This window comes from Sphingomonas sp. Leaf230, assembly GCF_001421745.1.
In the GTDB taxonomy this organism is placed as follows: Bacteria; Pseudomonadota; Alphaproteobacteria; order Sphingomonadales; family Sphingomonadaceae; genus Sphingomonas.
Genome location: NZ_LMKW01000010.1, coordinates 415126 through 437888, shown reverse-complemented (window position 1 = coordinate 437888; position 22763 = coordinate 415126). Strand labels below are relative to the sequence as shown.

Sequence of the window (22763 nt, the reverse complement as noted above, 5' to 3'; positions counted from 1 at the left end):
GTGGCAGGAGAGCAATCGTGAAAAGTCTCATGTTCGTCGTCTTGGCGGTCGGCGCGACCGGTGCCGCGGCGCAGACCCCGCGACAGGATTATCCGAGCTGCAACCGGACCGAGCAGCACGCGGTCGAGGGCGAGCTAGGTGGATCGATCAAGGACCCGCGCCAGGCGCATATCTCGGTGCGCGCGAACATCCTCCAGGCGGATATCGGCACCGCGCGGAAAGCCCGCCGGATCACCGAGCGTCAAGGCACGCAACTCTGGCAGCGAGTCGACAGGGTCCGCCGCGCCACCGACCGCTTCGTCGCAAAACAGGGCTTCCTGAGCACGGCCGAGCGCGCCAGCTACGACCGCGAACTCGACGCGATCGCGCTGCGGATCTGCCGGTAAGGGGTCAGGCGGCGATCCGTGCGACAGCCGCCGGATCGTCGCCTGACGGGCTGGGGACCATGCCCACCGCCGCTGGCACGAGTGTGGCGACCGCATCGGTGAACGGCACGACCGGCCGCCCGACCAGATAGCCCTGCACCGCGTCGCAGCCGATCGACCGCAACAGTTCGAGCTGTTCGCGCGTCTCGACTCCCTCCGCGTGCGTCAGGACGCCGAGTTCCTGGCCGATCGCGACGGTCGCGCGCAACACCGCCATGCACCGCGCGTCGGAGCCCGCCTCGATCACGAAGCTTCGGTCGATCTTGATCCGGTCGAACTGGAAATCGCGAAGATGCGCGAGCGACGACTGGCCGGTGCCGAAATCGTCGAGCGCGACCTTGATCCCGGTCCGGCGGATGCGCGCCAGCATCGCCGCCGTGCGCGCGGCATCGTCGATCAGCGCGGTCTCTGTGATCTCGACCTCGACCCGCTCCGGCGCGATACCATAGACCAGGATCGCCTGCGTCAGATGGTGCAGCAGCGCGTCCGACTTCAGCTGTCCCGCAGACACGTTGATCGCGACATGCAGGTGCGACGACCAGCCCGCCAGCTGGCGGCACGCTTCCATGATAACCCACCGCCCGATTTCCTCGATCAGGCCGCAATCCTCGGCGATCGGGATGAAGGTATCGGGCGATATCCAGCCGCGCGTCGGGTGGTTCCAGCGGATCAGCGCCTCGTATCCCGTCGTGATGCCCGACGACAGCGCCACCACCGGCTGGAACGCGAGCGAGAAGCCGCCATTCTGCACCGCTTCGTACAGGTCGTCGGTGATGTGCTGCCGTTCGACCAGGCGCTCGGCGAGGCCCGAGACATAGGGTTGCGCACGCCGGCGCCCGCGTCGCTTCGCCTCGTAGAGCGCCATGTCGGCGCGCTTCATCAGTTCGTCGGGCGTCAGGTCGTTGGCAAACCCGGCGATGCCGATGCTGCATCCGGGCAGCAGCCGGCGTTCGTCGATGATCACCGGCGCGCTCAGCCGGACGACGATCGTGTCGGCCAGCGCGGTCGCCGCGTCGCCCAGCTGCGTGGCGATGATCGCGATCTCGTCGCCGCCCATCCGCGCGACGAAGCTGTCGTCGGGCAACAGGCTGGTCAGCTCGGCCGCGACATGGATCAGCAACGTATCGCCGACCGCATGGCCGTACGCATCGTTGATCCGCTTGAAATCGTCGAGGTCGATCAACAGCAGCGAGAACGGCTCGCCGAGACCGATCCGTGCCTCCTTCTCCTCGCGCAGCGCGCGGCGGTTGCGCAGGCCGGTCAGCGGATCGTGATAGGCGAGATGCGTGAGGTTATCGAGCGCACGGCGTTCGGCGCTGACGTCGTTGAACGTCAGCACGATGCCCTGTCGCGGGATCGACCGGCACTGCATCTGATAAGTGCGGCCATCCTCCATCTCGCACTCGCGGTCGAAATCGTCGTCGAGCTGCACCCACTGCTTCATCGCGCCCCCGACCAGCGTACGCTTCTCCGCTGCCCAGCCGCGGCATGTCGCGATGACGTCGAGGAACTGGTCGATCGTCAGCCCTGGGCCGATCGCGTCGACCGGCGTGTTGAACAGGTCGAGGAAACGCCGGTTGAAATGACGCAGGCGGCCTTCGCGGTCGATGAACACCAGCCCGTCGGACATGCTCTCCATCACCGACTTCAGCGTCTGCGCCTCTTCCTCGCGCGTCGTCTTGAACCGCGCGAAGGTCAGCAGGCTGCCGAGGCAGGTGACCGACACCGCGAAGGTCATGCAGGCCGCGACCAGTCCCGGCGACAACACGCTGCCGGGCACGTCGTTTATGCTGCCGAGGACGAGGTCACCCGACAGCGACAGGAAATGCGTGACGCAGATCGACAGCGCGAAAACCAGGCACCCGATCGGCCGCGAGCGCGACCATCTGCGGTTGATCTGCCACGACGACAGCAGCAGCGTCCCCATGATCAGCCCGGCGGCATTGGTCGGCCACGAAAAGACGTGGATACAGTCGGTCATGCCGGTGATGCCGACCGCGTGCATGCACCAGATCCCCGCCCCCGCCGCGCCCGCGGCGACGATCCGCCCGTTGTGCGACCGCAACCGCGTGATCGCGACGATCGGCACGCCGACGGTCAGGATCCCGACCAGCGCCGACACCGTCGTCACCAACGGGTCGTACCGCAGCAGCAGGTCGGGCCGATATGCGAGGATGGCGATGAAGTGCGTCGCCCACACCCCCAACCCGGCGGCCAGCGCCAGCGCGCCGTGACGCCAGCCGAACGGCTCGCGCTGCGAGGCGTTGGCCATATCGGTGGTCAGCAGCGACACCGACCAGCTCGCGGTCAGGCAAATTCCGATCGCGACGACGACCAGGTAGCCGGAGTGCTGGAAATGGAGATTGAAGAGAGTGGGTAGCATGGTCGCTCGGTCGTTTTTTCCCGAGTGACACGAACACCTTAACGAAAAGGCACGCGCCGCTGCCCGCGTGTTGAGCCGCGTTGATGCAGGTTACTCGCTCGCGTGAAAGAACCGCAGGATCACGCTCGTGCCACTGGCCACCTCGCCGAACGCCACGGTCGCGTTGAGGCGAGTCGCCGCCGACCGCACGATCGCCAGGCCGAGGCCGCTTCCCTCCGGACTCCCGGGCGCGCCGAGCCGGACGAACCGGTCGAACGCCATCTCGCGCTGGTCGATCGGTATCCCCGGCCCATCGTCGACCACCGCGATCGTCGTCTCCAACGGCGTCGTCTGGAGCCTCACCGACACGGTGCCGCCGCGCCGGTTGTAGCGTATGCCGTTGTCGATCAGGTTCGACACGATCTCGAAGATCAGCGTCCGGTGGCCGGGAACGACGTGGCTGACCTCGGGGTCGCCCTCGATCGTCAGGTCGATGCCGGCTTCGATCGCACGGTTGATCTGTCGCGTGATGACTGCGGCCGCCACTTCGCGCAGATCGACCGCCTCGAGTGGCGCGGACACGCCGGCCTCCTCGGCGCGCGCCAACGCCAGCAACTGCGTCACCAGGCGTTCGAGGCGCACCACCGCGTCGGCGATCTCGTCGAGCGCGACGCTGCGTTCAGGACCCGAGCCGCGGCGGGCGAGTGCGACCTGGACTTTCAGTACCGACAGCGGCGTTCGCATCTGGTGCGAGGCATCTGCGGTGAAGCGGCGGACGCCGACAGTGGCGGTGTCGAGCTGCGCCAGGAGCCGGTCGAACGCGCCGGCGAGCGGGCGGAGTTCGCTGGGGAGGGGCCCCGTGTCGAGCGGCGAGAAATCGGGGCGCGCGCGTCCGTCGCGCGCCTCGACCGCGCCGCGCAGGCGGGCAAGCGGGCGGAGGCTCCAGCCTAACGCAGGCCGGATGAGCAACGCCGCGGCACCGACGAGGACGCATTCACCGATCAGCAACGCCAGCATCAGGCGCCGAGTGAGCGCACCGCGGTTGTCGAGCGTCTCGGCGATCTGGACGATCACGGGCTTGTCGATGCGGGGGAGCGAACGACGGACCTCGGCGATGCGGATCTGCTGGCCGCGGTAGTACGCGAAGCGATAGCGCGGCACGTCGATGTCGAGCGTCGCAGGATCGGGGGCGGGCAAATCCGCATAGCCGGTCAGCAGGTCCGGCCCGACGGCGACGCGGTAATAGACGTTGTCGCGTTCGGTGTTCTCCAGCATCCCGAACGCGGCGGAGGGAAGGTCGAGCGTCACCTCGCCGCGTTCGACCTGCACCGTCTCGGCGATCGCACCGAGCGCGCCACCGAGCACGCGGTCGTTCGTGCGGCGCACGACGTCGGCGATCAGCGTCGCACCGACCACGCCGATCAGGATCGCCGCCGCCAGCAGCGGTCCGAGCACCGCGACCAGCAGGCGCGTACGCAGCGCTGGGGTACGCGTCTCAGCCGGCATCGAGCATGTAGCCGACCCCGCGGACAGTGCGGATACCGGGGCCGTCGGGCGCTAGCTTGCCGCGGAGGCGCGTGACATGGACCTCGATCGCGTTGTCGCCGACCGGCTCGTCGAACCCGAACACCTCGCCGATCAGCAATTCGCGCGGGACGACGCGGCCGGCGCGCGTGGCCAGCGCCTCCAACACCGCGCGCTCGCGCCGACGCAGGTCGAGCGCGCGGCCGGCGATGTCGGCGTCGCCGGTCGAGCGGTTGATCGTCAGTGTACCGACGCTGAGCACCGGCAGCGGATCGCCGCCGCGCCGCCGGCCGAGTGCGCGCACGCGGGCTTCGAGTTCTTCGGGTTCGAACGGTTTGCGGAGGTAATCGTCGGCGCCGAGGTCGAGCCCGCGCACGCGGTCGTCGAGTGCATCGCGCGCGGTCAGCATCAGCACCGGCACGCGCTCGCCGCGCCGTCGCAGCGTCTCCAGCACGGTGAACCCGTCGATCCCGGGCAGGCCGACGTCGAGGATCACCAGCGCATAGGGTTCGCCCGCGACGACCGACAGTGCGTCCTCGCCGGTCGCGACGTGATCGACTGCGTTGCCGCCGGCGCGCAGCAGGGCCGCGATGCTGCGCGCGAGGGCCGCGTCATCCTCGATCAGCAGGATGCGCATGAAAAACCATGAAAGGTTGGTGACAGGTTCGCTTCGTACTCCACCGTTGCAGTCTATCCGAACACAGAGACGGAAGGCGAGGAGAGTGATGATGGCACGAATTTTTATGATCGCAGTGCTGGCAGCTACGTTCACCGCGACCGCCGTCGTGGCGCAGCGTCCGGCCAGTTATCCGCGATCCTACGACCAGCTGATCTCTGACGCGCGCGCCGAACGGCAGGTCCGGATCTACGGCAATGCCGATCGCGCCGAATTGCTGCCGGTCGTCGCCGCGTTCCGGAAGCGGTATCCGGGGATCACCGTTCTCTACGCGGACCTCGGCTCGACCGAGATGTACCGCCGCTTCGTCACCGAAACGCGCGCGAAAAAGATGTCCGCCGATCTCGTCTGGTCGTCGGCGATGGATCTCCAGGTCAAGCTGATCAACGACGGCTTCGCGCAGGGCTATGCGAGTCCCGAAAAGCCCGCGCTGCCGCCGGTGTCGGTGTGGAAGAACATGGGCTTCGGCGTCACCGCGGAGCCGATCGGGATCGTCTACAACAAGCGTCTCGTGCCGACCGGACAGGTGCCGCGCACGCACGCCGCGCTGGAAACATGGCTGCGGAAGAATGCGCGCGCGCTGACCGGGCGCGTTACGACGTTCGATCCGGCACGCTCCAATGTCGGCTATCTGTACCTGTCGGAGGACCTCGCGATCACGCGCGATACGCGGTCGCTGCTGGAAGCGATCGCGGCGACCAAGCCGGTGTTGTCGCGGACCAGCGAGCCGATGTTGCGCGGCGTCGCCGAGGGGCGGCAGGCGATCGCGTACAATGTCATCGGCTCGTACGCGGTGGAACGCGCGCGGACCGATCCCCGCATCGGCGTCGCGTTCCTCCAGGACTATACGATCGTCACTTCGCGGATCGCGTTCATCGCGCGCGAGGCCGCGCACCCGGCGGCGGCTAAACTCTTCCTCGATTTCCTGCTGTCGCGCGAAGGCCAGTCGCTGCTCGCGAAACGCAGCCTGTGGCCGGTCCGCACCGACGTTGCCGCGCGCCGTCTTCCCTCAAGCCAGGCGCGACCGATCCGCGTCGGTCCACAACTTCTCGTCAACCTCGACCGCGTCAAGCGCCAGCGTTTCCTGCGCGACTGGACCGCGATTCTCGCCACCGGAGCCCAACAATGACTCTCTTCCGTACCGGGTGCGCCGCACTCGCGCTGATCGCCGCGACGCCGGCGCTGGCCCAAGCTCCGACCGACGCCGACCTCGCGGCGCTGGTCCGTGCGCAGGCCGCCGAGATCGCTGCGCTGAAGTCGCGGCTCGACCGGCTGGAGAACAATGCCGCCGTCGCGCAGGCGTCCGCTCCGGTCGCGCCGTTGCAGCCGGCACCGCAGGCGGTCGCGCAGAACAACGAGCCGCGCCGCACCCTGCCGTTCGCGCCGCAGCTTGCCCCTCCCGGTCCCGCCGATCGCAGCGTCGCGCAGGCGGTCGCCGCACGCGACAATCCTTCGGGCGTGACCACCGAATGGGGCGCCGGCCTGCCCGTCTTTCACTCGGCGGACGGCGTCTACACGTTCAAGCCGCGCGGCCGCATCCTGACCGACGTCAGCTCGAGCTTCGGCTCGAAATACGACGGCCGCAACATCACGACGACGGGCATGCGCGCGCTGCGCCTCGGCCTCGAAGGCGGCGTCGGCACGCATTTCTTCTACCAGTTCGAGAGCGACTTCTCGGAGAACGAGGTCGACGTCGTCACCGCGTTCGTCGGCTGGCGCAACAAGATCAAGCCAGGCCTCGATTACGACGTCCGCGCCGGTCACCTGTTCAACGATCGCGGCTTCGAAGGCTCGACCGGCTCGGATTCGACCCCATTTCTGGAGCGCACCACGGTCGCCACCGCGATCATCCCGCAGCGTGGCTTTTACGGCATCGGCGTGATGCCACGCATCTTCTGGAAGACCGGCCACGCATCGGTGACGATCACCGGCGACCGGATCGACGGGACGCAGACCGTTGGCGACAGCCGCACGGTGCTCGGCCGCGCGCACTGGAACCCGATCAAGTCCGATACCGGCGTGCTCCATCTGGGTGTCTGGGGCTTCGACGAGTCGCTCTCCTCGGTCGCCGGAACGCTGACTCGCAACACGGTGATCGGCGGGCGCTTCAACGGGGCGCTGCGCGTGTCGACCGGGCCGCTGATCGGCGGCACCGGCACGACCGGCTACGGCGTCGAGCTCGGCGGCTATCGCGGTCCGTTGTGGGTGATGGGCGAAGCGGGCCGCCGCAACGCGCGGCTCGACGGCGGGCGTCCCGATTTCGTCAGCAAGGCGTGGAGCGTCTCGGGCGGGCTGTTCCTGACCGGCGACCTGCCGCCGTACAACCCGCGGCTCGGCAGTTTCGGCCAGCCCAAGGTGTTGAAGCCGACCTTCGACGGCGGGGTCGGCGCGATCGAGCTGACCGCGCGCTACGAAAGCCTCGATTTCGACAATCTGCTGACCGGTGGTGACGGCTGGGCGGCGACGGTCGGGGTCAACTGGTACCTGAACAGCTTCACCCGCTTCCAGGTGAACGCGATCCAGTGGAACACCGACAACCGCGCCGGCGACTATGTCGGCAACGACAGCGGGCAGACGCTGAGTGCCCGCGTTGGAGTTACGTTCTGATGCTGGCCGGCATGCGATCTGCCACGACGGCCCGGCCCCACCGCTCCGTCATCCTGACGAAAGTCAGGATCCAGAGCCACGAGGGACCACGCTCCGTAACCCTGGATCCTGACTTTCGTCAGGATGACGGGGTGCTTGCGGCTGCCCGTGTGGCGGCTCCCGCGACAGTAACGTCTGCGACGTCTGCCACCCCCCCCCCCCTATTCACGCCCTTTTCTAGGACGATGCGATGAACCTTGCCCTGCTCGGCTTCCTGATGGTCGCCACGTTCATGACGTTGATCATGACCAAGAAGATGACGCCGCTGGTCGCGCTCATCGTGATCCCGTCGATCTTCGGCGTGTTTGCGGGCGAGGCCGCGGGTCTCGGCCCGATGATGATCGACGGAATCAAGAACCTCGCGCCAACTGGCGTCATGCTGCTGTTCGCGATCCTGTTCTTTTCGACGATGACTGACACGGGCCTGTTCGATCCGCTGGTCGGGCGGCTGATCCGGATGGTCCACGGCGATCCGATGCGGATCCTGATCGGGACGGTCGTGCTGTGCGCACTCGTCAGCCTCGATGGCGACGGCTCGACCACCTACATCATCACGATCGCCGCGCTGCTGCCGCTCTACAAGCGCTTCAACATGAACCGGTTGTACCTCGTCTGCCTTTTGATGACGACGAGCGGGATCATGAACCTGACGCCGTGGGGTGGCCCGACCGCGCGCGCCGCAAGCGCACTGAAGCTCGATCCGGCGACGCTGTTCCTGCCGCTGATCCCCGGCATGATCGCCGGGCTCGCCTTCCTGATCGGTCTCGCCGTGTATTTCGGGCGCAAGGAGCGCGTCCGGATGGGCGAAGCCGGCATCACCGCGGACACCGAGTTCACCGGCATGGCCGTCTCGCAATATCCCGAGGCACGCCGCCCGAAGCTGATCTGGTTCAACGCCGCGCTCGTCATCACGCTGCTGACGTTGCTGGTATGGGGCATCCTGCCCTTGTCCGTGCTGATGATGCTGGCGTTCGCGATCGCGATGATCGTCAACTATCCCGGCGTCGCCGACCAGAAGGAGCGCATTTCCGCGCATGCCGGCAACGTGCTGGCGGTCGTTTCGCTGATCTTCGCGGCGGGCATCTTCACCGGGATCCTCGGCGGCACGGGCATGGTCGAGGCGATGAGCAAGGCGGTGGTCGGCGTGATCCCGCCCGCGCTCGGGCCGTACATGGCACCGATCACCGCGGTGCTGAGCATGCCGTTCACCTTCTTCATCTCGAACGACGCGTTCTATTTCGGGATGCTGCCGATCCTGGCGGAGGCCGGCGCGCATTACGGTGTCGCACCAGAGGCGATCGCCCGCGCGTCGCTGATGGGCCAGCCGGTCCACCTGCTCAGCCCGCTGGTGCCGTCGACCTATCTGCTGGTCAGCCTGGTCGGCATCGACCTCGCCGATCACCAGCGCTTCACGCTCGTGCCCGCGATCGCCGTTTGTGTGGTGATGACGATCGTCGGCATGATCGCGCTCGCCTTCCCGTTCGTCGCCTGAGGTGAGCATCCCCGCAACCCGCCGCTACCGGAGATTTCGCATGGTCCGACCGCGTACACCGTTGATGCTGCTCCCCGCGATGGGCTGCGACGGGCAGCTCTGGGCGCGCCAGATCGTCGACCTCGCCGCCGTCGCTCAGGTCGATTTCGGCGACCTGTCGCAGGACGATACGCTGTCCGAAATGGCCGCGCGCGTGCTCGCCAGCGCACCGCCGCGGTTCGCGGTCGCCGGCGTCAGCCTTGGCGGCTACGTCGCGATGGAGATGGTGCGGCAAGCCCCCGACCGTATCGAGCGGATCGCGCTGTTCGGCACGCGCGCGTCGATGGAGGTGCGCCCGCGCACCGTCGTCGGCCAGGGCCTGCTCGCCACCGCACCGCACGCCGACCCCCGCCTGACCGCGATCGTCGCCGGCCCCGCACAGGCGATGGCGGAGCGCGTCGGCCAGACCGTCTTCGAACGCCAGCAACGCGCGCTGCTTGCACGCCCCGACATCAGCGAGGCGATCGCCGCGATCCACGTCCCGACGCTGGTAGCCGTCGGCGACCGCGACCTGATCTGCACCCCCGACGACGCACGCGCGCTGAGTGCCCGGATCGAGGGTTCGCGGTTCCACATGCTGCGCTCCTGCGGCCACCTCGCGCCGATGGAGCGTCCCGGCGAAGTCACCGCACTGCTCCGCCAGTGGCTGAAGACCGGCTGATCGATTAGGAAGGCCTTTGCCAGGACCGTCCAGGCGTCGTTCGCTCAACGGTCGGCACGGACCCTGCCCTTCGATGAGGATGCATCGTGACCTCAACCGACGACCGGCGTCCCGTATCGGCACCTCTGTGGTCAATCGGGCTCGTGCCCGCCGTCGTCCCCCGCTCACGACAGGCGTTTCCCAGCTAGGCGCCTGCCTCTGCCGAGGAGCTGTGAAACGGTCGGCTCCTGTATAACTCCGGGGAATGGAAGCTACTCGATCACCCAGGCCTCGCCGACTACGGGCGTGCGAAAGCGGTTGATCGGGATGTGTTCGCGTAGCAGCGCCGCGCGGAGGTGGTCGGGGGGTTCGTTGATACCCTCTGACGTCAGTTCGAACGTGCCCCAGTGGACGCCGATCGCATAGGCTGCGCCGAGCTGTTCGAACGCGGTCACCGCCTGGTCCGGGCCGATGTGGTTGTCGGTCTCGTGACCCGCGAAATGATACGCGCCGATCGGCAGGATCGCGAGGCGGACCGGGCCGGCTGCGCGCGCTTCGGCTGCCCAGCGCATGTCGCCGGGGCCGGTGTCGCCTGCGAAATAGAGGTTGCCGCTGGGCAGCGTCACGGTGAAGCCAGCCCAGAGCGTCTTGTCGCGGTCGCCGGGGTCGTATTCGCTCCAGTGGTGCGCGCGGTCGACGATCACGTCGATGCCGGGACGTAGCGTCACCCGGCCGCCCCAGTCGCGCGCGACCGCACGGACGCGGCTGCGCGCGAGGATCTGGTCGTTGCCGAGGCCGGTCACGATCAGCGGCTTGTCGCGGTGCCAGAGCGTTCGCATCGCACGCATGTCGAGGTGGTCGCGGTGGTTGTGACTTAAGAGGATGAGGTCGATCTTCGGCAGGTCCGCGAGACGCACGCCGGGCTGGCGGACGCGCTTCACGCCGACGAACTGGACCGGGGACGAGCGCTCGAGCCACATCGGATCGGTCAGGATGTTGAGCCCCTGGGTCTGCACCAACACGGTCGAATGTCCGATCCAAGTGACGCGCATCGTCTGGCCCTCGACGCGCGCCGGCGGGCGCGTCGGGGTTACGGGGACTTCGGGCCAAGTTCGGTAGGGCGGCTTCACCAGGTTGCGGAGCAGCGCGACCGGGCCCTGCTTCTGCTCGCCGGTGCTGCCCTGCACGCCGTCGGGGTTGAAGAAGCGCGTGCCGTTGAAGTGATCGCTCGGCGGAATGGTCTTCACGGACGGCGTCGCGCAGCCGGCGAGGAGCGCGAGAGCGAGCAGTATCGAGCGAGTGCGGATCATTTCGCGCTGACGACTATGTCACGCGATCATCAGCGTCCAGTCACGCGCGGAGGGCCATAGCGACCAACATGGATGATGATTTCGAAGTGCGCGGGTTGCATGAGCAACTGTCGGAGGAGCGCGCGGCCCAGGGTGAGGCGTTCGACCAGCGGATCGCGCTGTTCACCGCGATCCTGGCGACGCTGGCGGCGGTGACCAGTTTCCTCGGCGGGCATACGCAGAACGAGGCGTTGCTCCACAAGAACGAGGCGGTGCTAATCAAGGCTCAAGCGTCGGATGCGTGGGGCTATTACCAGGCGGAGGATTTGAAGCGGCATATCGCGCAGATGGAGGTCGACCTCGCGCCGGTCGGGTTCGGTGCGACGCAAATGGCGGCGCACCGGGCGGATATCGCGCGGTACACGGCGCGGGGGACGGCGTTGAAGCGGGAGGCGGAGACGCTCGATCGGCGATCGGCGGCGGCGGATGGGGAGTCGGACGAGGCGCTGCGGCCGCATACGAAGCTGGCGCTGGCGGTGACCGCGATCCAGGTGGCGATCGCGCTGGCGTCGATTACCGCGCTGACCGGGCGGCGGTGGTTGCTGTGGGTTGCGGGGGCTGCTGCGCTAGTGGGGGCGTTGTTGGCGGGGTTGGCTTGGTTGTGATCCTCCCCCGCCAGGGGGAGGTGTCGCCGAAGGTGACGGAGGGGGAGGACACGGAACCTCGGTCACCCTTTCCTCCCCCTCCGTCTGGCAAGCGCCAGCCACCTCCCCTGGCGGGGGAGGATCGATGGGTCAGATGTCCTGGACCAGACGGCCGTACAGATCCGGGCGGCGATCGCGGAAGAAGCCGAAGGCGGCGCGGTGGCGCTTGACGATGTCGAGGTCGATCGTGGCGGTGATCACGCCTTCGTCGTCGCGGCCGAGTTCGGCCAGGATGTCGCCGCGCTCGTCGGCGATGAAACTGGTGCCGTAGAAGGTCTGGCCGTGTTCCACGCCGACGCGGTTGGCGGCGACGATCGGCACGACGTTGCTGACCGCGTGGCCGACCATGGCGCGACGCCAGAGCCGGGCGGTGTCGAGCGAGGTGTCGTGCGGTTCGCTGCCGATCGCGGTCGGGTAGAACAGCACCTCGGCGCCCATCAGCATCATCGCGCGCGCGGTCTCCGGATACCATTGGTCCCAGCAGACGCCGACGCCTAGCTTCCCGGCAGGGTGCGGCCAGACCTTGAAGCCGGTGTTGCCGGGGCGGAAGTAGAACTTTTCCTCATAGCCGGGGCCGTCGGGGATGTGGCTCTTGCGATAGACGCCCTGGACGTTGCCGTCGGGGCCGATCATCGCGAGGCTGTTGTAATGGTGCGGGCCGTCCGCTTCGAAGAAGCTGGTCGGGATGGTGACCTTGAGCGCCTCGGCGAGCGCCTGCATCGCGAGCACCGCCTTGTGCTCGCCGACCGGGGCGGCGTTGGCGAACAGGCCCTCGTCCTCGACGCGGCAGAAATACTCGCCCTCGAACAGCTCGGGGGGCAGGATCACCTGCGCGCCTTTCGCGGCGGCCTCGTGGACGAGGCGCGACACGTTGGCGATGTTGCGGTCGATGTTGGGCGTGAAGCCCAGCTGCAGCGCGGCGACGGTGATCTCGGTCATGGGCGCGCATATAATGGCGGGTGCTGGGAAGTGCGAGCCTTTCGCTTTGCCGTTCCCCCGCGGAGGCGGGGGTCCAGGGTCTCGGGCGGTACCGTGTGTGATCCTGGGCCCCCGCCTCCGCGGGGGAACTAGAGCGGCGATTGACACTCCCCTGCCCTGTCCGACATGCGGCAGGGATGATCGATCATACGCTCCCCGCAAGTTGGCAGGCGCTCGCTGCCGAGTTCGACGCGCCGTACATGCGGGCGCTCGATGCGTTTCTGGAGGCTGAGCGGGCGGCGGGGGCTCGGGTGTTTCCGGAAGTTGCGGACCGGTTTCGAGCTCTGGAGCTGACGCCGCTGGATCAGGTGCGGGTCGTGATTCTGGGGCAGGATCCGTACCACGGCGAGGGGCAGGCGCATGGGCTGAGCTTCTCGGTGCGCAAGGGCGTGCGGACGCCGCCTAGCCTGGTGAACATCTACAAGGAGCTGGAGGCGGATCTCGGGATTCCGCGGGCACGCCATGGCATGCTGGATCATTGGGCCGCACAAGGCGTGCTGTTGCTCAACGCGGTGCTGAGCGTGCGGATGGGGGAAGCTGCGTCGCACCAGAAGCGCGGGTGGGAGCGGTTTACTGACGCCGTTATTGCGGCGGTGAACGCGCAGGACAAACCGGTCGTGTTCCTGCTGTGGGGGGCGTATGCGCAGAAGAAGGCGGCGTTCGTCGATGACGTTGCGAAGGGCGGGCGGCATCTGGTGATCCAGTCCGCGCACCCGTCGCCGCTGGCGGCGCGGACCGGGTTCTTCGGATCGCGGCCGTTCAGCCGGGCCAACGACTTTCTCGAAACCCATGGGCGCGCGCCGATCGACTGGGCGCTGCCGGAGACCGACTAATGAGCGACGAATATGTCTATGACGAAGCGACCGGCGAGTGGGTTGCGGGCGGTGCTGCGACCGCGGTGGCGGCGGATGACGGCGCGGTCGTGGTGCGGGATTCGGTCGGCAACATGCTGGCGGACGGCGACCAGGTGACGTTGATCAAGGACCTGACCGTGAAGGGCGCGGGGCAGACGCTGAAGCGCGGGACGGTGATCAAGTCGATCCGGTTGACCGGCGACGCGCAGGAGATCGACTGCCGGTACGAGGGGATCAAGGGGCTGGTGCTGCGCGCGGAGTTCGTTCGGAAGCGTTAGGTCGGGAGATAGCCGGCGCCAAAGGTCACGATAAAGTTACGCTCGGAAACGGCGCCGGCCAGGACCTTCATGGTTATCCTCACCTTCCTGGAAGCGGACCCTCTCGGGATATTTGGGCGGGATCGTCGCCTTCGCGGCGGCGAGTTGCGCCTCGAACGTCTGGACGGACGGTGCGGAACCGGCTGACGCGGGACGGCGCCTGGCGACGGGTTCGGCGCGGATATCGGCGACTTCGAGCGCCATCACCAGCGCCTCGGGGGCCATCAGGCGGTGCGGTTCGGCGGGCATCGGCGGCGCAAGCGCGGCTAGCGTGGTATCGACCGGCGGTACCGGGATGGGCGCCGGCGCAGGCGACTGGCCGGGGGTGCGATAGCGATCGGGTTGGTGCGCCCGCAGGAGGAACATCAGCAGGCGATCGTTGTAACGGACGCGCTGGCCGACGCGGTTGCCTTCGCGGTCGAACACCGGCTCGGGCGATCCGTTGATCGCACGATCGAAGGCGAGATCGACCAGCCGCAGCGACGCGGTCTGCACCGCCGCATCCCACGCCGCCGCGAACGCCGCGCCGTCGGCCGCGCGGCGCAGGCGGTAGCAGGAGGTGGCCGACATGTTCACCTCGCGCGCGGCCTGCGTGACCGAGCCGGTATCCGCCAGCACGCCGATGAACGCCTGCTGCGTCGCGACCGTCCAGCCATCGTGCCGCACCTTCCGCCGGACTGGCACCCAGTCGTATTCGGCGAGGTCGAAGTCCTCGACCGTCGGGAGGTGCTCCGCCTCGATGATGGTCATCGCGGTGGTCTGTGCGGTTGGCTCGGGAGCGGCTGGTTCGAGAGCGGGGGCGATGTCGGGCATGACATCGCGGCGAGCGCGCGTGCGCGTGGGTTTGGTCATGGCCGGAGCGGATCAGGCGGGCGGCGTGTAGGACAGCGTTTGCGTGGGCTGTTGGACCGATTTGTGCGTGGTGTTGCCGTGGGGCATCCATCACGCTGCGCTGTGTGCCGAGGTGCAACGTCGGGCGGTCACTTTTCACGAGATACCCTTTTCGTAGAAAATGAGTGGGATCGATGGGGTTTGACATTGGACAATATACTGTCCACCTTCCATGCATGCAGACCGTCACCTACTCCGAAGCACGCGAGAACCTGAAGTCCGTGATCGACAAGGTCGCGGCGGACCGCGCGCCCGTGATGATCACGCGCCAGCGCGGGGAGAATGTCGTGCTGATCTCGGCGAGCGAATGGGCCGGGATGGAGGAGACGCTCTATCTGTTGCGCTCGCCCGCCAATGCAAAGCGGTTGCTGGAGAGCATCGCCGAACTGGATGCCGGTGGTGGCGAAGTCCACGCGCTAGTCGATCCTTGAACGTCCAGTTCTCATCGCGCTCCTGGGCCGAATATGGCGACCTCAGGACGAGCGATGCCAAGCTGTTCGACAAGCTGAACGCGTTGATCGAGGAATGCCGCCGGCATCCGTTCAAGGGCACCGGCAAACCCGAACCGCTCGGCGGCAATCTGTCGGGCTGGTGGTCGCGCCGGATCAACCATGAGCATCGGCTGGTTTACCGCGTGACGGGAAGTGGTGACGCTCAGACGGTGCAGGTTGCGCAGTGCCGGTATCATTATTGAGATTGGGCGATCAACATATTCCGAATGATACCCCGTATTCATTTTAGATCACAAACTATATAAACGGCCCAAAACTTGACATTGCCGTACTTTTGTTTTGAAGGACAAAGTCCTGAGCAAAAGCGTCGCAAAGAATTTTTCTAATCCTAGCTTGATCGCATCCAAAATTCTTCGACAGCTCTAAAATTAATTCTTTTAAAACTCTTTTTGCCATGTCTCGTAATTGCTTTCCCGCAAGTCCGTCCATCTTTTCAAATTCGACAAGCGACAGTTGAAATTGGCTATCCATAAACTCGGTACGAATCTTTGACCTGTAATAGTCTTTGTTCGACATCATTGAAGCGCTCAAAGCTACTTCAGGAGTCCAGGGCAGGAAGTGAATTCGATCTTTTATTTTTTTAAACTCGGCAAGCCTAGCACTATCCCCCTGAGTAGTCCAATTCTTCAACGATTCGCTTTTTACGTCTTCATCAAGAGCGGCCATTTGCGACACATGAGCTGGCAGATTTCCTAGATTCATCCGAAGAAATTTCACAACGGCATGAAACGCGCCGATCGGCAATACCCGGACAGTTGGAGCTAAGTCATTGCCGTTGTATTTCTGAAGTATGCAAAGTTTTAATATTGGCTCAACTATGTTTAAAGCCATTTCGTCTTCTACATATACAATGGAATCTGGCAGCCTTTCTTCATCGAGCGCGATATTTCCCAGAGCAAATGTTGGAAAGCAACCATTTACTACCTCGACAGTACCACTTCCTGTATTATTCAGAAGAATAATTTGAGATCTTTGTACGGCTTTTAGCAAACTTACGGAATGTGTCGAGAAAATGACAGTCAATGATTTTCTTGAAGCTTCCGCCGTTAGGAACCTGAGAAGTTCTATCTGCGCTCGAGGATGTAGAGCTAGCTCTAGCTCATCAATAAGTAGTAGTGAATTATTTGGACAGTCGACAAGCTGTTTAAGCAGATTGAGTATGCACAACTCTCCCATACTGAAGTTTTTTTCAGAATGATAGGTTTTTGGGCTGTCCTCATGCCCCATTACAAAAGCTTGATTACCAGCGCCCCGCGTTACGTTCACAGTCCGAAGATCAGAAAATCTATCGGTCGCAAAAATCGTGTTTGCATTGTCGACAATATAGCGTTTTGCTCGCGCCGTCCTTCTTACGTCGAAATCCTCCGGTCGAGGAGTAATCCTATCGGCATTCGCGGCTATATATAACACTCTCTTGAAGCCAAAATTATCGAGCACCTCGCCGCCCTTTTTCGGCGTAGGAACCCATCTAACGCCACTATAGGCGTAGACAACAGAGTCGCCATTAAGCTCATATGTGATTTTAGCGCCCGAGAAGCTATCCAATTTATCAGATCGCTGAGAACCGGGAAAATGAATCGGAAATGCCAAACGGTAGCCTATACGCCTAAGACACGCCAAAAGAGAACTTTTCCCGGCGCCGTTGCCGCCAGTTAACAGCCAAACTCCGCGATCGGGAATCGCAAAGTCCAGTTCTGAAACGCTACGGATATTTTCAAGCTTGATCTTTCCTGGCACCCGAAACCCCACCTTTTTACGCTACCTGCCATATGTCACGATCGTGACGGAAGATAAATCTCCCCTCCGTTCTCGTTGAACATATTGCTCATCGCCGCCATGCCCTTATCGGCATCGGCATGCGTAACGCCCTTTGCGAAAACTGCGCGAGGATTATCGGCCTTAGAGATATCCCCGGCGGACAAGAACGTATTTACCGGAGCATTCTGCTTCGCTGCAAAGTCCCTCACTTCCTGCGTGATCTTCATCGAGCAGAACTTCGGGCCGCACATCGAGCAGAAGTGGGCGGTCTTGGCGCCTTCTGCGGGGAGCGTCTGGTCGTGGTATTGTTCGGCGGTGTCGGGGTCGAGGGAGAGGTTGAACTGGTCTCTCCAGCGGAACTCGAAGCGGGCGCGGGAGAGGGCGTCGTCGCGCATCTGGGCGGCGGGGTGGCCTTTGGCGAGGTCGGCGGCGTGGGCGGCTAGTTTGTAGGTGACTACGCCGACCTTGACGTCGTCGCGGTCGGGGAGGCCTAGATGCTCCTTCGGCGTGACGTAGCAGAGCATCGCGGTGCCGTACCAGCCGATCATCGCGGCGCCGATGCCGCTGGTGATGTGGTCGTAGCCGGGGGCTATGTCCGTCGTCAGGGGCCCTAGCGTGTAGAAAGGCGCCTCTCCACATACTTCGAGTTGCTTGTCCATGTTCTCCTTGATCTTGTGCATCGGCACGTGGCCGGGGCCTTCGATCATGACCTGGACGTCGCTCTTCCACGCGCGGTGGGTGAGTTCGCCTAGCGTGTAGAGTTCGCTGAACTGGGCTTCGTCGTTGGCGTCGGCGATGCTGCCGGGGCGCAGGCCGTCGCCGAGGCTGTAGGCGATGTCGTACGCCTTCATGATCTCCGTGATCTCGTCGAAGCGCTCGTAGAGGAAGCTCTCCTTGTGGTGGCTGAGGCACCATTTCGCCATGATCGAGCCGCCGCGCGAGACGATGCCGGTGACGCGTTTCGCGGTCATCGGGATGTAGGCGAGGCGCACGCCGGCGTGGATCGTGAAGTAATCCACGCCCTGTTCGGCCTGCTCGATGAGCGTGTCACGGAAGATCTCCCAGGTGAGGTCCTCGGCGACGCCGCCGACCTTTTCGAGCGCCTGGTAGATCGGGACGGTGCCGATCGGGACGGGCGAGTTGCGGAGGATCCATTCGCGCGTGTCGTGGATGTTGCGGCCGGTGCTGAGGTCCATGACCGTGTCCGCGCCCCAGCGGATCGACCAGACGAGCTTGTCGACTTCGGCGGCGACGTTGCTGGCGACCGCGCTGTTGCCGATGTTGGCGTTGATCTTGACGAGGAAGTTGCGGCCGATCGCCATCGGTTCGGATTCGGGGTGGTTGATGTTGTTGGGGATGATCGCGCGGCCGCGGGCGATCTCGTCGCGGACGAATTCGGGGGTTACGAAGTCGGGGATGCTTGCGCCGAAGGATTCGCCGTCTCTCGCGTAGTCTTTCAGCATGGCGCGGCCGAGGTTTTCTCGGGTGGCGACGTATTCCATTTCGGGGGTGATGATGCCGCGGCGGGCGTAGTGCATCTGGCTTACGTTGGCGCCGGCGCGCGCGCGGAGGGGGCGCTTGATGGTGGCGGGGAACTGGGGGACGCCTCCCGAGCGATCGGGGCCTAGCTGGCCGTTGTCTTCGGGCCGGAGTTCTCGGGCTTCGTAGGATTCCACGTCGCCTCGGGCTTCGATCCAGGCTCGGCGGAGCTGGGGGAGGCCGGCGTTGATGTCGATTTTCGCGCGGGGGTCGGTGTAGGGGCCGCTGGTGTCGTAGACGCGCAGGGGGGGCTCGCTGCAGCTCGGGTCGAGGACGATTTCGCGCATGGCGACGCGGACGTCGGGACTGGACGGGACCGCGACGTGGATTTTGCGCGAGCCTCGGATCGGGCCGGTGGTTACGCCGATGTCTGCGGTCTTGGATTGCGTATCGATGGCCATGCGCTTGCTCCTACGGGTCTCGGAGCAAGGATTGCGGTTCTGTGGCGACCGCTCCCTCCCTCCGCCGGTATCAACCGGATCAGGTTCAGCGGGTCGAAGGCTCCTGCCTTCCTCTCAAGCGCGGATAAGCGCTCCCCCGGGGTGGGGTGAGCATAGGGGGGTTGGGGTGGGGTGCAATGGGAAACTTGGGGGCTTGGTGCGCGGGGTGTGCGAGGTTCAATGATCATCGCAACGTTCGATATGCTCCACCCCGGCGGAGGCCGGGGCCCAGTTGGGGGACGGCGGTAACGATCGGCGGTCCTCCATTATTTCCACCTTTCCAACTGGGCCCCGGCCTTCGCCGGGGTGGTAGCGGTGTAGGTGGTGGGTGGTTGATCTTAAGCGCACGTTTGCTGAAACGAGAAAAGGCCGCTGCCCGGTTTGGGGCAGCGGCCTTTTCGACGTGCATACGCGATCGCCTCCCCCTCCCCGTTCGTCCTTCGACTTCGCTCAGGGCGAACGGGAGGTGGGGGGTGCTTCTACTTAAAAGCGGAAGCTCACCGTGCCGCGCAGCGAGTGCCAGCGGAAGTTTTCGTCGCTGCGGCGGAAGGCCGTGCCGGCGGTGTTGGGGGCGAGGACGAACGGGTTGTTCGCGAGCAGGACCGGGCTGCCGGTGATCGCGCTGCCAGCGGTGACGAGGACGCGGGCGTCGTCGTCCTTGTACTGGTGGTAGGTGTATTCCATGCCGATCGAGATGTTCTTGGTCAGCTTCTGCTCGATGCCGCCGCCACCGACATAGCCCCACTTCTTGTCCGAACCGGTGGCTGCGAACGCGTTGGCGGTGTTGGTGGTAAAGAACAGATTGTCGATCTTGGCATAGCCGGCGCCGCCGGTGGCGTAGAACAGCGTGTTACGCGCGGCGAGACCGGCGCGAAGGCGGGCCGAGCCTTCCCACTTCAGCTTGCGCGCCATCGTGTAGCTGGCGGGCGTGGTCGAGAAGGCGGCGACGCTGTCGGTGATCTCGGACTTGCCGAATTCGCCGACGATGCCGACCACGAACGCACCGCGCTGCACGTCGAAGCCTGCGCGGCCGTAATACGACCAGCCGTCATCGTCGTTGCGGCAACCATAGGCCGGCACCGCGGTGCGGGCCGAGCCGTTGCAGAAGCCCGGCGAGAAGGCGTTGGCGCCGGTGATGGTGTTGACGCTGTCGCTGAAATTGCCGTCGTTGTTGCGGTCGAACAGGATCGACGAGCCGACGTCGTTGCCCTGGACGTCATAGCCGCCGGCCGCGCCGATATAGACGCCCGAGAACGGATTGCGGTCGCTGTCCGTCGTCATGTCCTGCGCGGCGGCCGGAACGGCAAAAATGCCCGCGGCGGCGAGACCGGCGAGCATGGTGAGCTTCGTTAGGTTTTTCATGGTCGTTCCCCAAACGAGGGCCGCGGCGCTCCCATTGCTCGCCGCGGCCCAAGGTTTCAGTTTCAGGCAGTGATCGCGATCACGCGTTGGCGCCGCTGGTCCGCAGCGAGTCGAGGCGGTTGTTGGTCCCGTTCGGGAAGAAGCCGCCGCCGATCTTCGCAGTGGGCGTCAGGTAGACGATGTTGTGCACCTGAGCGACCGAGCGGCTGTAGGCCAGGCCGTTGGCGTCGGTGGGCACGATGTTCGAGATCGTCGGATCGGACCCGGTGATGCCCTGGTCATCGTCGCCGATCACGCCAGTCGTCGCGTTGGTGACGGTGCCGTCGAGGCTGTCGCGTGCGTCGCTGATCTGGTTGGCGGCGGTGATGAGCGACGGGATCGGGTTCGGCGTCTGCAGACCCTTGCGGTACAGGATCGTGCGGATCAGGCCTGCGTGATACGCCTCTGCCGCGAGGATGCCGGCGGCCGCCTCGAGATAGGTCTTGTTGGCGATCAGCGGTGCTGCGCCCTTATAGGCCGAAACACCGACGTCCTCGAAGATGTACGCGCCGAGCAGGAAGCTGTTGTCGTCGGCATAGGGGTTGAACACACCCGTCGCACCGGTGACGCCAGCCGCACGTGCGGCAGCGGTGAACGCACCCGGAGCGGCTGCCGTGCCGACCGAGATGTCGATCGCAGGCTGGGCGACGGCCGCGCTGCCGAGGGCCGAGCGCAGGAAGGCGACATGTGCGACTTCGTCGATCGCGATTTCGCGCGCGTATTCACGGACGACGGTGTCCTGGAACGGCACTTGTGCACCGCCGGTGACGGCACCCTGCGTACCGATGCCGGTCAGCATGTTGGCGTTGAGGCCGACACCGAATGCCGCGAACGCGTAGAACTGCGCTTCGAGATATTCGAGGTTCAGTGCGACGTTGAGCACGTCGGCGTCGTTGAGTGCTGCGACCGGCGCCGGTCCCGGAGTCGGGGTCGGTGCGAGATCGGAATCGTCGCTGCCGCATGCCGAGAGCAGCGTGGCGCCGCCGATGGCGAGCGCGGAACCGCCGGCGAAGCGCAGGAAGTTACGACGTTCGTTGCGACGGCTGGCGATCGCGTCGAATATTTCCAGCTTGGTATTGAGATCGGTCATTGGGTTAATCCCCTGAATATCGAAGAAGAGCGGGTGATCGGATGACCGATCAGCTTGCCGCGATGCTCGTCTTGATGTTGCCGTTCATGCCGTTCGGGTAGAACCCGCCTGCCGATGCCGCACCCTTGTTGAGGTACACGATGTTGAGCACCTGGCTGGCCGAGCGGCTGAAGGCGACGCCGTTCGCATCGAGCGGAACGATGTTCGACGCGGTGACCGCGGCCTGCGTCGTGCTCAGGTTGATCGGCGTCTGCGAGATGGGCGAGATGCCCTGATCGAGATCGGTCGTACCGTCGAGGCTGTCGCGTGCGTTCGAGATCGCGTCGGCCGACTGGCGCAGCGACGGGGTCGCGATGCCCTTGCCGTACAGCGTCGTGCGGACGATCGCGGCGTGATACGCCTCGACCGCGAGCAGGCCGGCGGCGGCTTCGAGGTAGGCCTTGCTGGTGAGCAGCGGGGCAGCGCCCTTGTATGCGGTCACGCCGACGTCTTCGAAGATGAACGCGCCGAGCAGGAACGCTTCGTCCGAAGCGTACGGATCGAACGCGGTGCCGGCGGGGACGAGGCCAGCAGCCTGGGCCGCGAGCGAGAACGCGCTGGTCGGCGAGACGCTGACGTCGATCACCGGCTGCGCAACGGCGGCGGTGCCGAGTGCGGTGCGGAGGAACTTGACGTGAGCGATCTCGTCCTGCGCGATCTCACGTGCGTACTGGCGCACGATCGGGTCGGTGAAGTTGACCTGACGGCCACCGCGAACCGCACCCTGCGTGCTGGTACCGCTGAGCAGGCTGTTGTCGAGGCCGGTGCCGTAGGCGGCGTAGGAATAGAACTGCGCCTCGAGATATTCGAGGTTGAGTGCGAAGTTCAGGACGTCCGCATCGGTGATCGTCTGTGCCGACGCCGACGTGGAGAAGGACAGCGCGGTCGCACCGGCTGCGGTCATCGCAGCGGCGCCCAGCGCGGTCTTGAAGAATTCACGTCGCTCGCTGCGGCGTTCCACTCGCGCATCGAGGGCTTCGATCAGGTGCACGCTCTCGGTCATATCAGGGTCCTCCCCTTGCTGTTGCGGACGTCGAAATGCTCTGCGGCAGTCGCGCAACGGAGCATGCCCCGATCAGGTCGATTGCTCGAATCCCGCTCGTAACGCGCTCAATTACGGACATAAAAAAAGCCGTCCGTGGCGAGG

The 22763-nt window shown here is 65.2% G+C and carries 21 protein-coding genes and 1 riboswitch; of the genes, 10 read left to right on the top strand and 11 right to left on the bottom strand.

The features are described 5' to 3' along the window. The first annotated feature begins 17 nt into the window (after nucleotides 1-17). Complete coding sequence (locus ASE82_RS14050; RefSeq protein WP_056064475.1) at nucleotides 18-386, top strand: hypothetical protein; 369 nt, start codon at nucleotides 18-20, stop codon at nucleotides 384-386. A gap of 4 nt (nucleotides 387-390) precedes the next feature. Here ASE82_RS14050 and ASE82_RS14045 read toward each other — a convergent pair whose 3' ends face one another. From ASE82_RS14045 to ASE82_RS14035, 3 genes are all read right to left on the bottom strand, one after another. Further along, nucleotides 391-2808 (bottom strand): bifunctional diguanylate cyclase/phosphodiesterase, encoded by a 2418-nt coding sequence (locus ASE82_RS14045; RefSeq protein ID WP_056064472.1) that lies wholly within the window; start codon nucleotides 2806-2808, stop codon nucleotides 391-393. Nucleotides 2809-2898: 90 nt separating this feature from the next. Then, entirely contained in the window at nucleotides 2899-4293 is a 1395-nt protein-coding gene (locus ASE82_RS14040) for a sensor histidine kinase (RefSeq protein ID WP_056064469.1), read from the bottom strand. Next, the gene (locus tag ASE82_RS14035; RefSeq protein ID WP_056064466.1) at nucleotides 4283-4948 is read right to left on the bottom strand and encodes a response regulator transcription factor; all 666 of its coding nucleotides are present in this window, start codon (nucleotides 4946-4948) and stop codon (nucleotides 4283-4285) included. The genes ASE82_RS14040 and ASE82_RS14035 overlap by 11 nt, the downstream gene beginning before the upstream one ends. A gap of 91 nt (nucleotides 4949-5039) precedes the next feature. On the opposite strand from ASE82_RS14035, the gene ASE82_RS14030 reads away from it, so the two are divergent. The 4 genes from ASE82_RS14030 to ASE82_RS14015 all read left to right on the top strand — a co-directional run bounded on the left by ASE82_RS14030 (nucleotide 5040) and on the right by ASE82_RS14015 (nucleotide 9825). Next, entirely contained in the window at nucleotides 5040-6116 is a 1077-nt protein-coding gene (locus tag ASE82_RS14030) for an ABC transporter substrate-binding protein (protein ID WP_056064463.1), read from the top strand. After that, nucleotides 6113-7594, top strand: a complete 1482-nt coding sequence (locus ASE82_RS14025; protein WP_056064460.1) for an OprO/OprP family phosphate-selective porin — start codon at nucleotides 6113-6115, stop codon at nucleotides 7592-7594. Before ASE82_RS14030 ends, ASE82_RS14025 begins: the two co-directional genes overlap by 4 nt. A 229-nt stretch (nucleotides 7595-7823) precedes the next feature. Further along, nucleotides 7824-9125: a CitMHS family transporter gene (locus tag ASE82_RS14020; protein ID WP_056064457.1), complete on the top strand. Its 1302-nt coding sequence runs from the start codon at nucleotides 7824-7826 to the stop codon at nucleotides 9123-9125. 40 nt (nucleotides 9126-9165) lie between these two features. Beyond that, nucleotides 9166-9825, top strand: a complete 660-nt coding sequence (locus ASE82_RS14015; protein WP_056064454.1) for an alpha/beta fold hydrolase — start codon at nucleotides 9166-9168, stop codon at nucleotides 9823-9825. 251 nt (nucleotides 9826-10076) lie between these two features. Here the strand turns inward: ASE82_RS14015 and ASE82_RS14010 are convergent, their stop codons facing one another. Then, nucleotides 10077-11114 (bottom strand): MBL fold metallo-hydrolase, encoded by a 1038-nt coding sequence (locus tag ASE82_RS14010; protein WP_056064451.1) that lies wholly within the window; start codon nucleotides 11112-11114, stop codon nucleotides 10077-10079. A gap of 68 nt (nucleotides 11115-11182) precedes the next feature. Here ASE82_RS14010 and ASE82_RS14005 point away from each other — a divergent pair, with 68 nt between their 5' ends. Next, nucleotides 11183-11758: a DUF4337 domain-containing protein gene (locus ASE82_RS14005; protein WP_056064448.1), complete on the top strand. Its 576-nt coding sequence runs from the start codon at nucleotides 11183-11185 to the stop codon at nucleotides 11756-11758. Nucleotides 11759-11887: 129 nt separating this feature from the next. Here ASE82_RS14005 and aguB read toward each other — a convergent pair whose 3' ends face one another. Then, a complete protein-coding gene (gene aguB, locus ASE82_RS14000; RefSeq protein WP_056064445.1) occupies nucleotides 11888-12736 on the bottom strand; it encodes an N-carbamoylputrescine amidase in 849 nt (282 codons plus the stop codon). 176 nt (nucleotides 12737-12912) lie between these two features. Between aguB and ung the strand changes: the two genes are divergently transcribed. Both ung and ASE82_RS13990 read left to right on the top strand, forming a co-directional pair. Then, complete coding sequence (ung, locus tag ASE82_RS13995) at nucleotides 12913-13608, top strand: uracil-DNA glycosylase (protein WP_056064442.1); 696 nt, start codon at nucleotides 12913-12915, stop codon at nucleotides 13606-13608. Then, complete coding sequence (locus tag ASE82_RS13990) at nucleotides 13608-13907, top strand: alkylphosphonate utilization protein (RefSeq protein WP_056064439.1); 300 nt, start codon at nucleotides 13608-13610, stop codon at nucleotides 13905-13907. Before ung ends, ASE82_RS13990 begins: the two co-directional genes overlap by 1 nt. Before the next feature lie 36 nt (nucleotides 13908-13943). On the opposite strand, the gene ASE82_RS13985 is transcribed toward ASE82_RS13990, so the two are convergent. Further along, complete coding sequence (locus ASE82_RS13985; RefSeq protein WP_056064436.1) at nucleotides 13944-14798, bottom strand: hypothetical protein; 855 nt, start codon at nucleotides 14796-14798, stop codon at nucleotides 13944-13946. Nucleotides 14799-15013: 215 nt separating this feature from the next. Here ASE82_RS13985 and ASE82_RS13980 point away from each other — a divergent pair, with 215 nt between their 5' ends. Continuing rightward, nucleotides 15014-15268: a type II toxin-antitoxin system Phd/YefM family antitoxin gene (locus tag ASE82_RS13980; RefSeq protein WP_056064432.1), complete on the top strand. Its 255-nt coding sequence runs from the start codon at nucleotides 15014-15016 to the stop codon at nucleotides 15266-15268. Then, a complete protein-coding gene (locus ASE82_RS13975) occupies nucleotides 15265-15531 on the top strand; it encodes a Txe/YoeB family addiction module toxin (protein WP_056064429.1) in 267 nt (88 codons plus the stop codon). The genes ASE82_RS13980 and ASE82_RS13975 overlap by 4 nt, the downstream gene beginning before the upstream one ends. Before the next feature lie 55 nt (nucleotides 15532-15586). Here the strand turns inward: ASE82_RS13975 and ASE82_RS19000 are convergent, their stop codons facing one another. The 5 genes from ASE82_RS19000 to ASE82_RS13955 form a co-directional block, all read right to left on the bottom strand. Further along, a complete protein-coding gene (locus ASE82_RS19000; RefSeq protein WP_162236749.1) occupies nucleotides 15587-17086 on the bottom strand; it encodes an AAA family ATPase in 1500 nt (499 codons plus the stop codon). A gap of 35 nt (nucleotides 17087-17121) precedes the next feature. Then, nucleotides 17122-19047 (bottom strand): phosphomethylpyrimidine synthase ThiC, encoded by a 1926-nt coding sequence (gene thiC / locus ASE82_RS13970; RefSeq protein WP_056064426.1) that lies wholly within the window; start codon nucleotides 19045-19047, stop codon nucleotides 17122-17124. A gap of 39 nt (nucleotides 19048-19086) precedes the next feature. Next, a riboswitch (TPP riboswitch) is annotated at nucleotides 19087-19196 on the bottom strand. A gap of 373 nt (nucleotides 19197-19569) precedes the next feature. Beyond that, entirely contained in the window at nucleotides 19570-20448 is an 879-nt protein-coding gene (locus ASE82_RS13965) for an outer membrane protein (RefSeq protein WP_082441505.1), read from the bottom strand. A 79-nt stretch (nucleotides 20449-20527) separates the two neighbouring features. Continuing rightward, nucleotides 20528-21577, bottom strand: a complete 1050-nt coding sequence (locus ASE82_RS13960; protein ID WP_056064420.1) for a ferritin-like domain-containing protein — start codon at nucleotides 21575-21577, stop codon at nucleotides 20528-20530. A 49-nt stretch (nucleotides 21578-21626) separates the two neighbouring features. Next, nucleotides 21627-22619 carry a ferritin-like domain-containing protein gene (locus tag ASE82_RS13955; protein WP_056064415.1) on the bottom strand — a complete coding sequence of 331 codons (993 nt, stop codon included), beginning with the start codon at nucleotides 22617-22619 and terminating at the stop codon, nucleotides 21627-21629. Nucleotides 22620-22763: the final 144 nt, after the last annotated feature.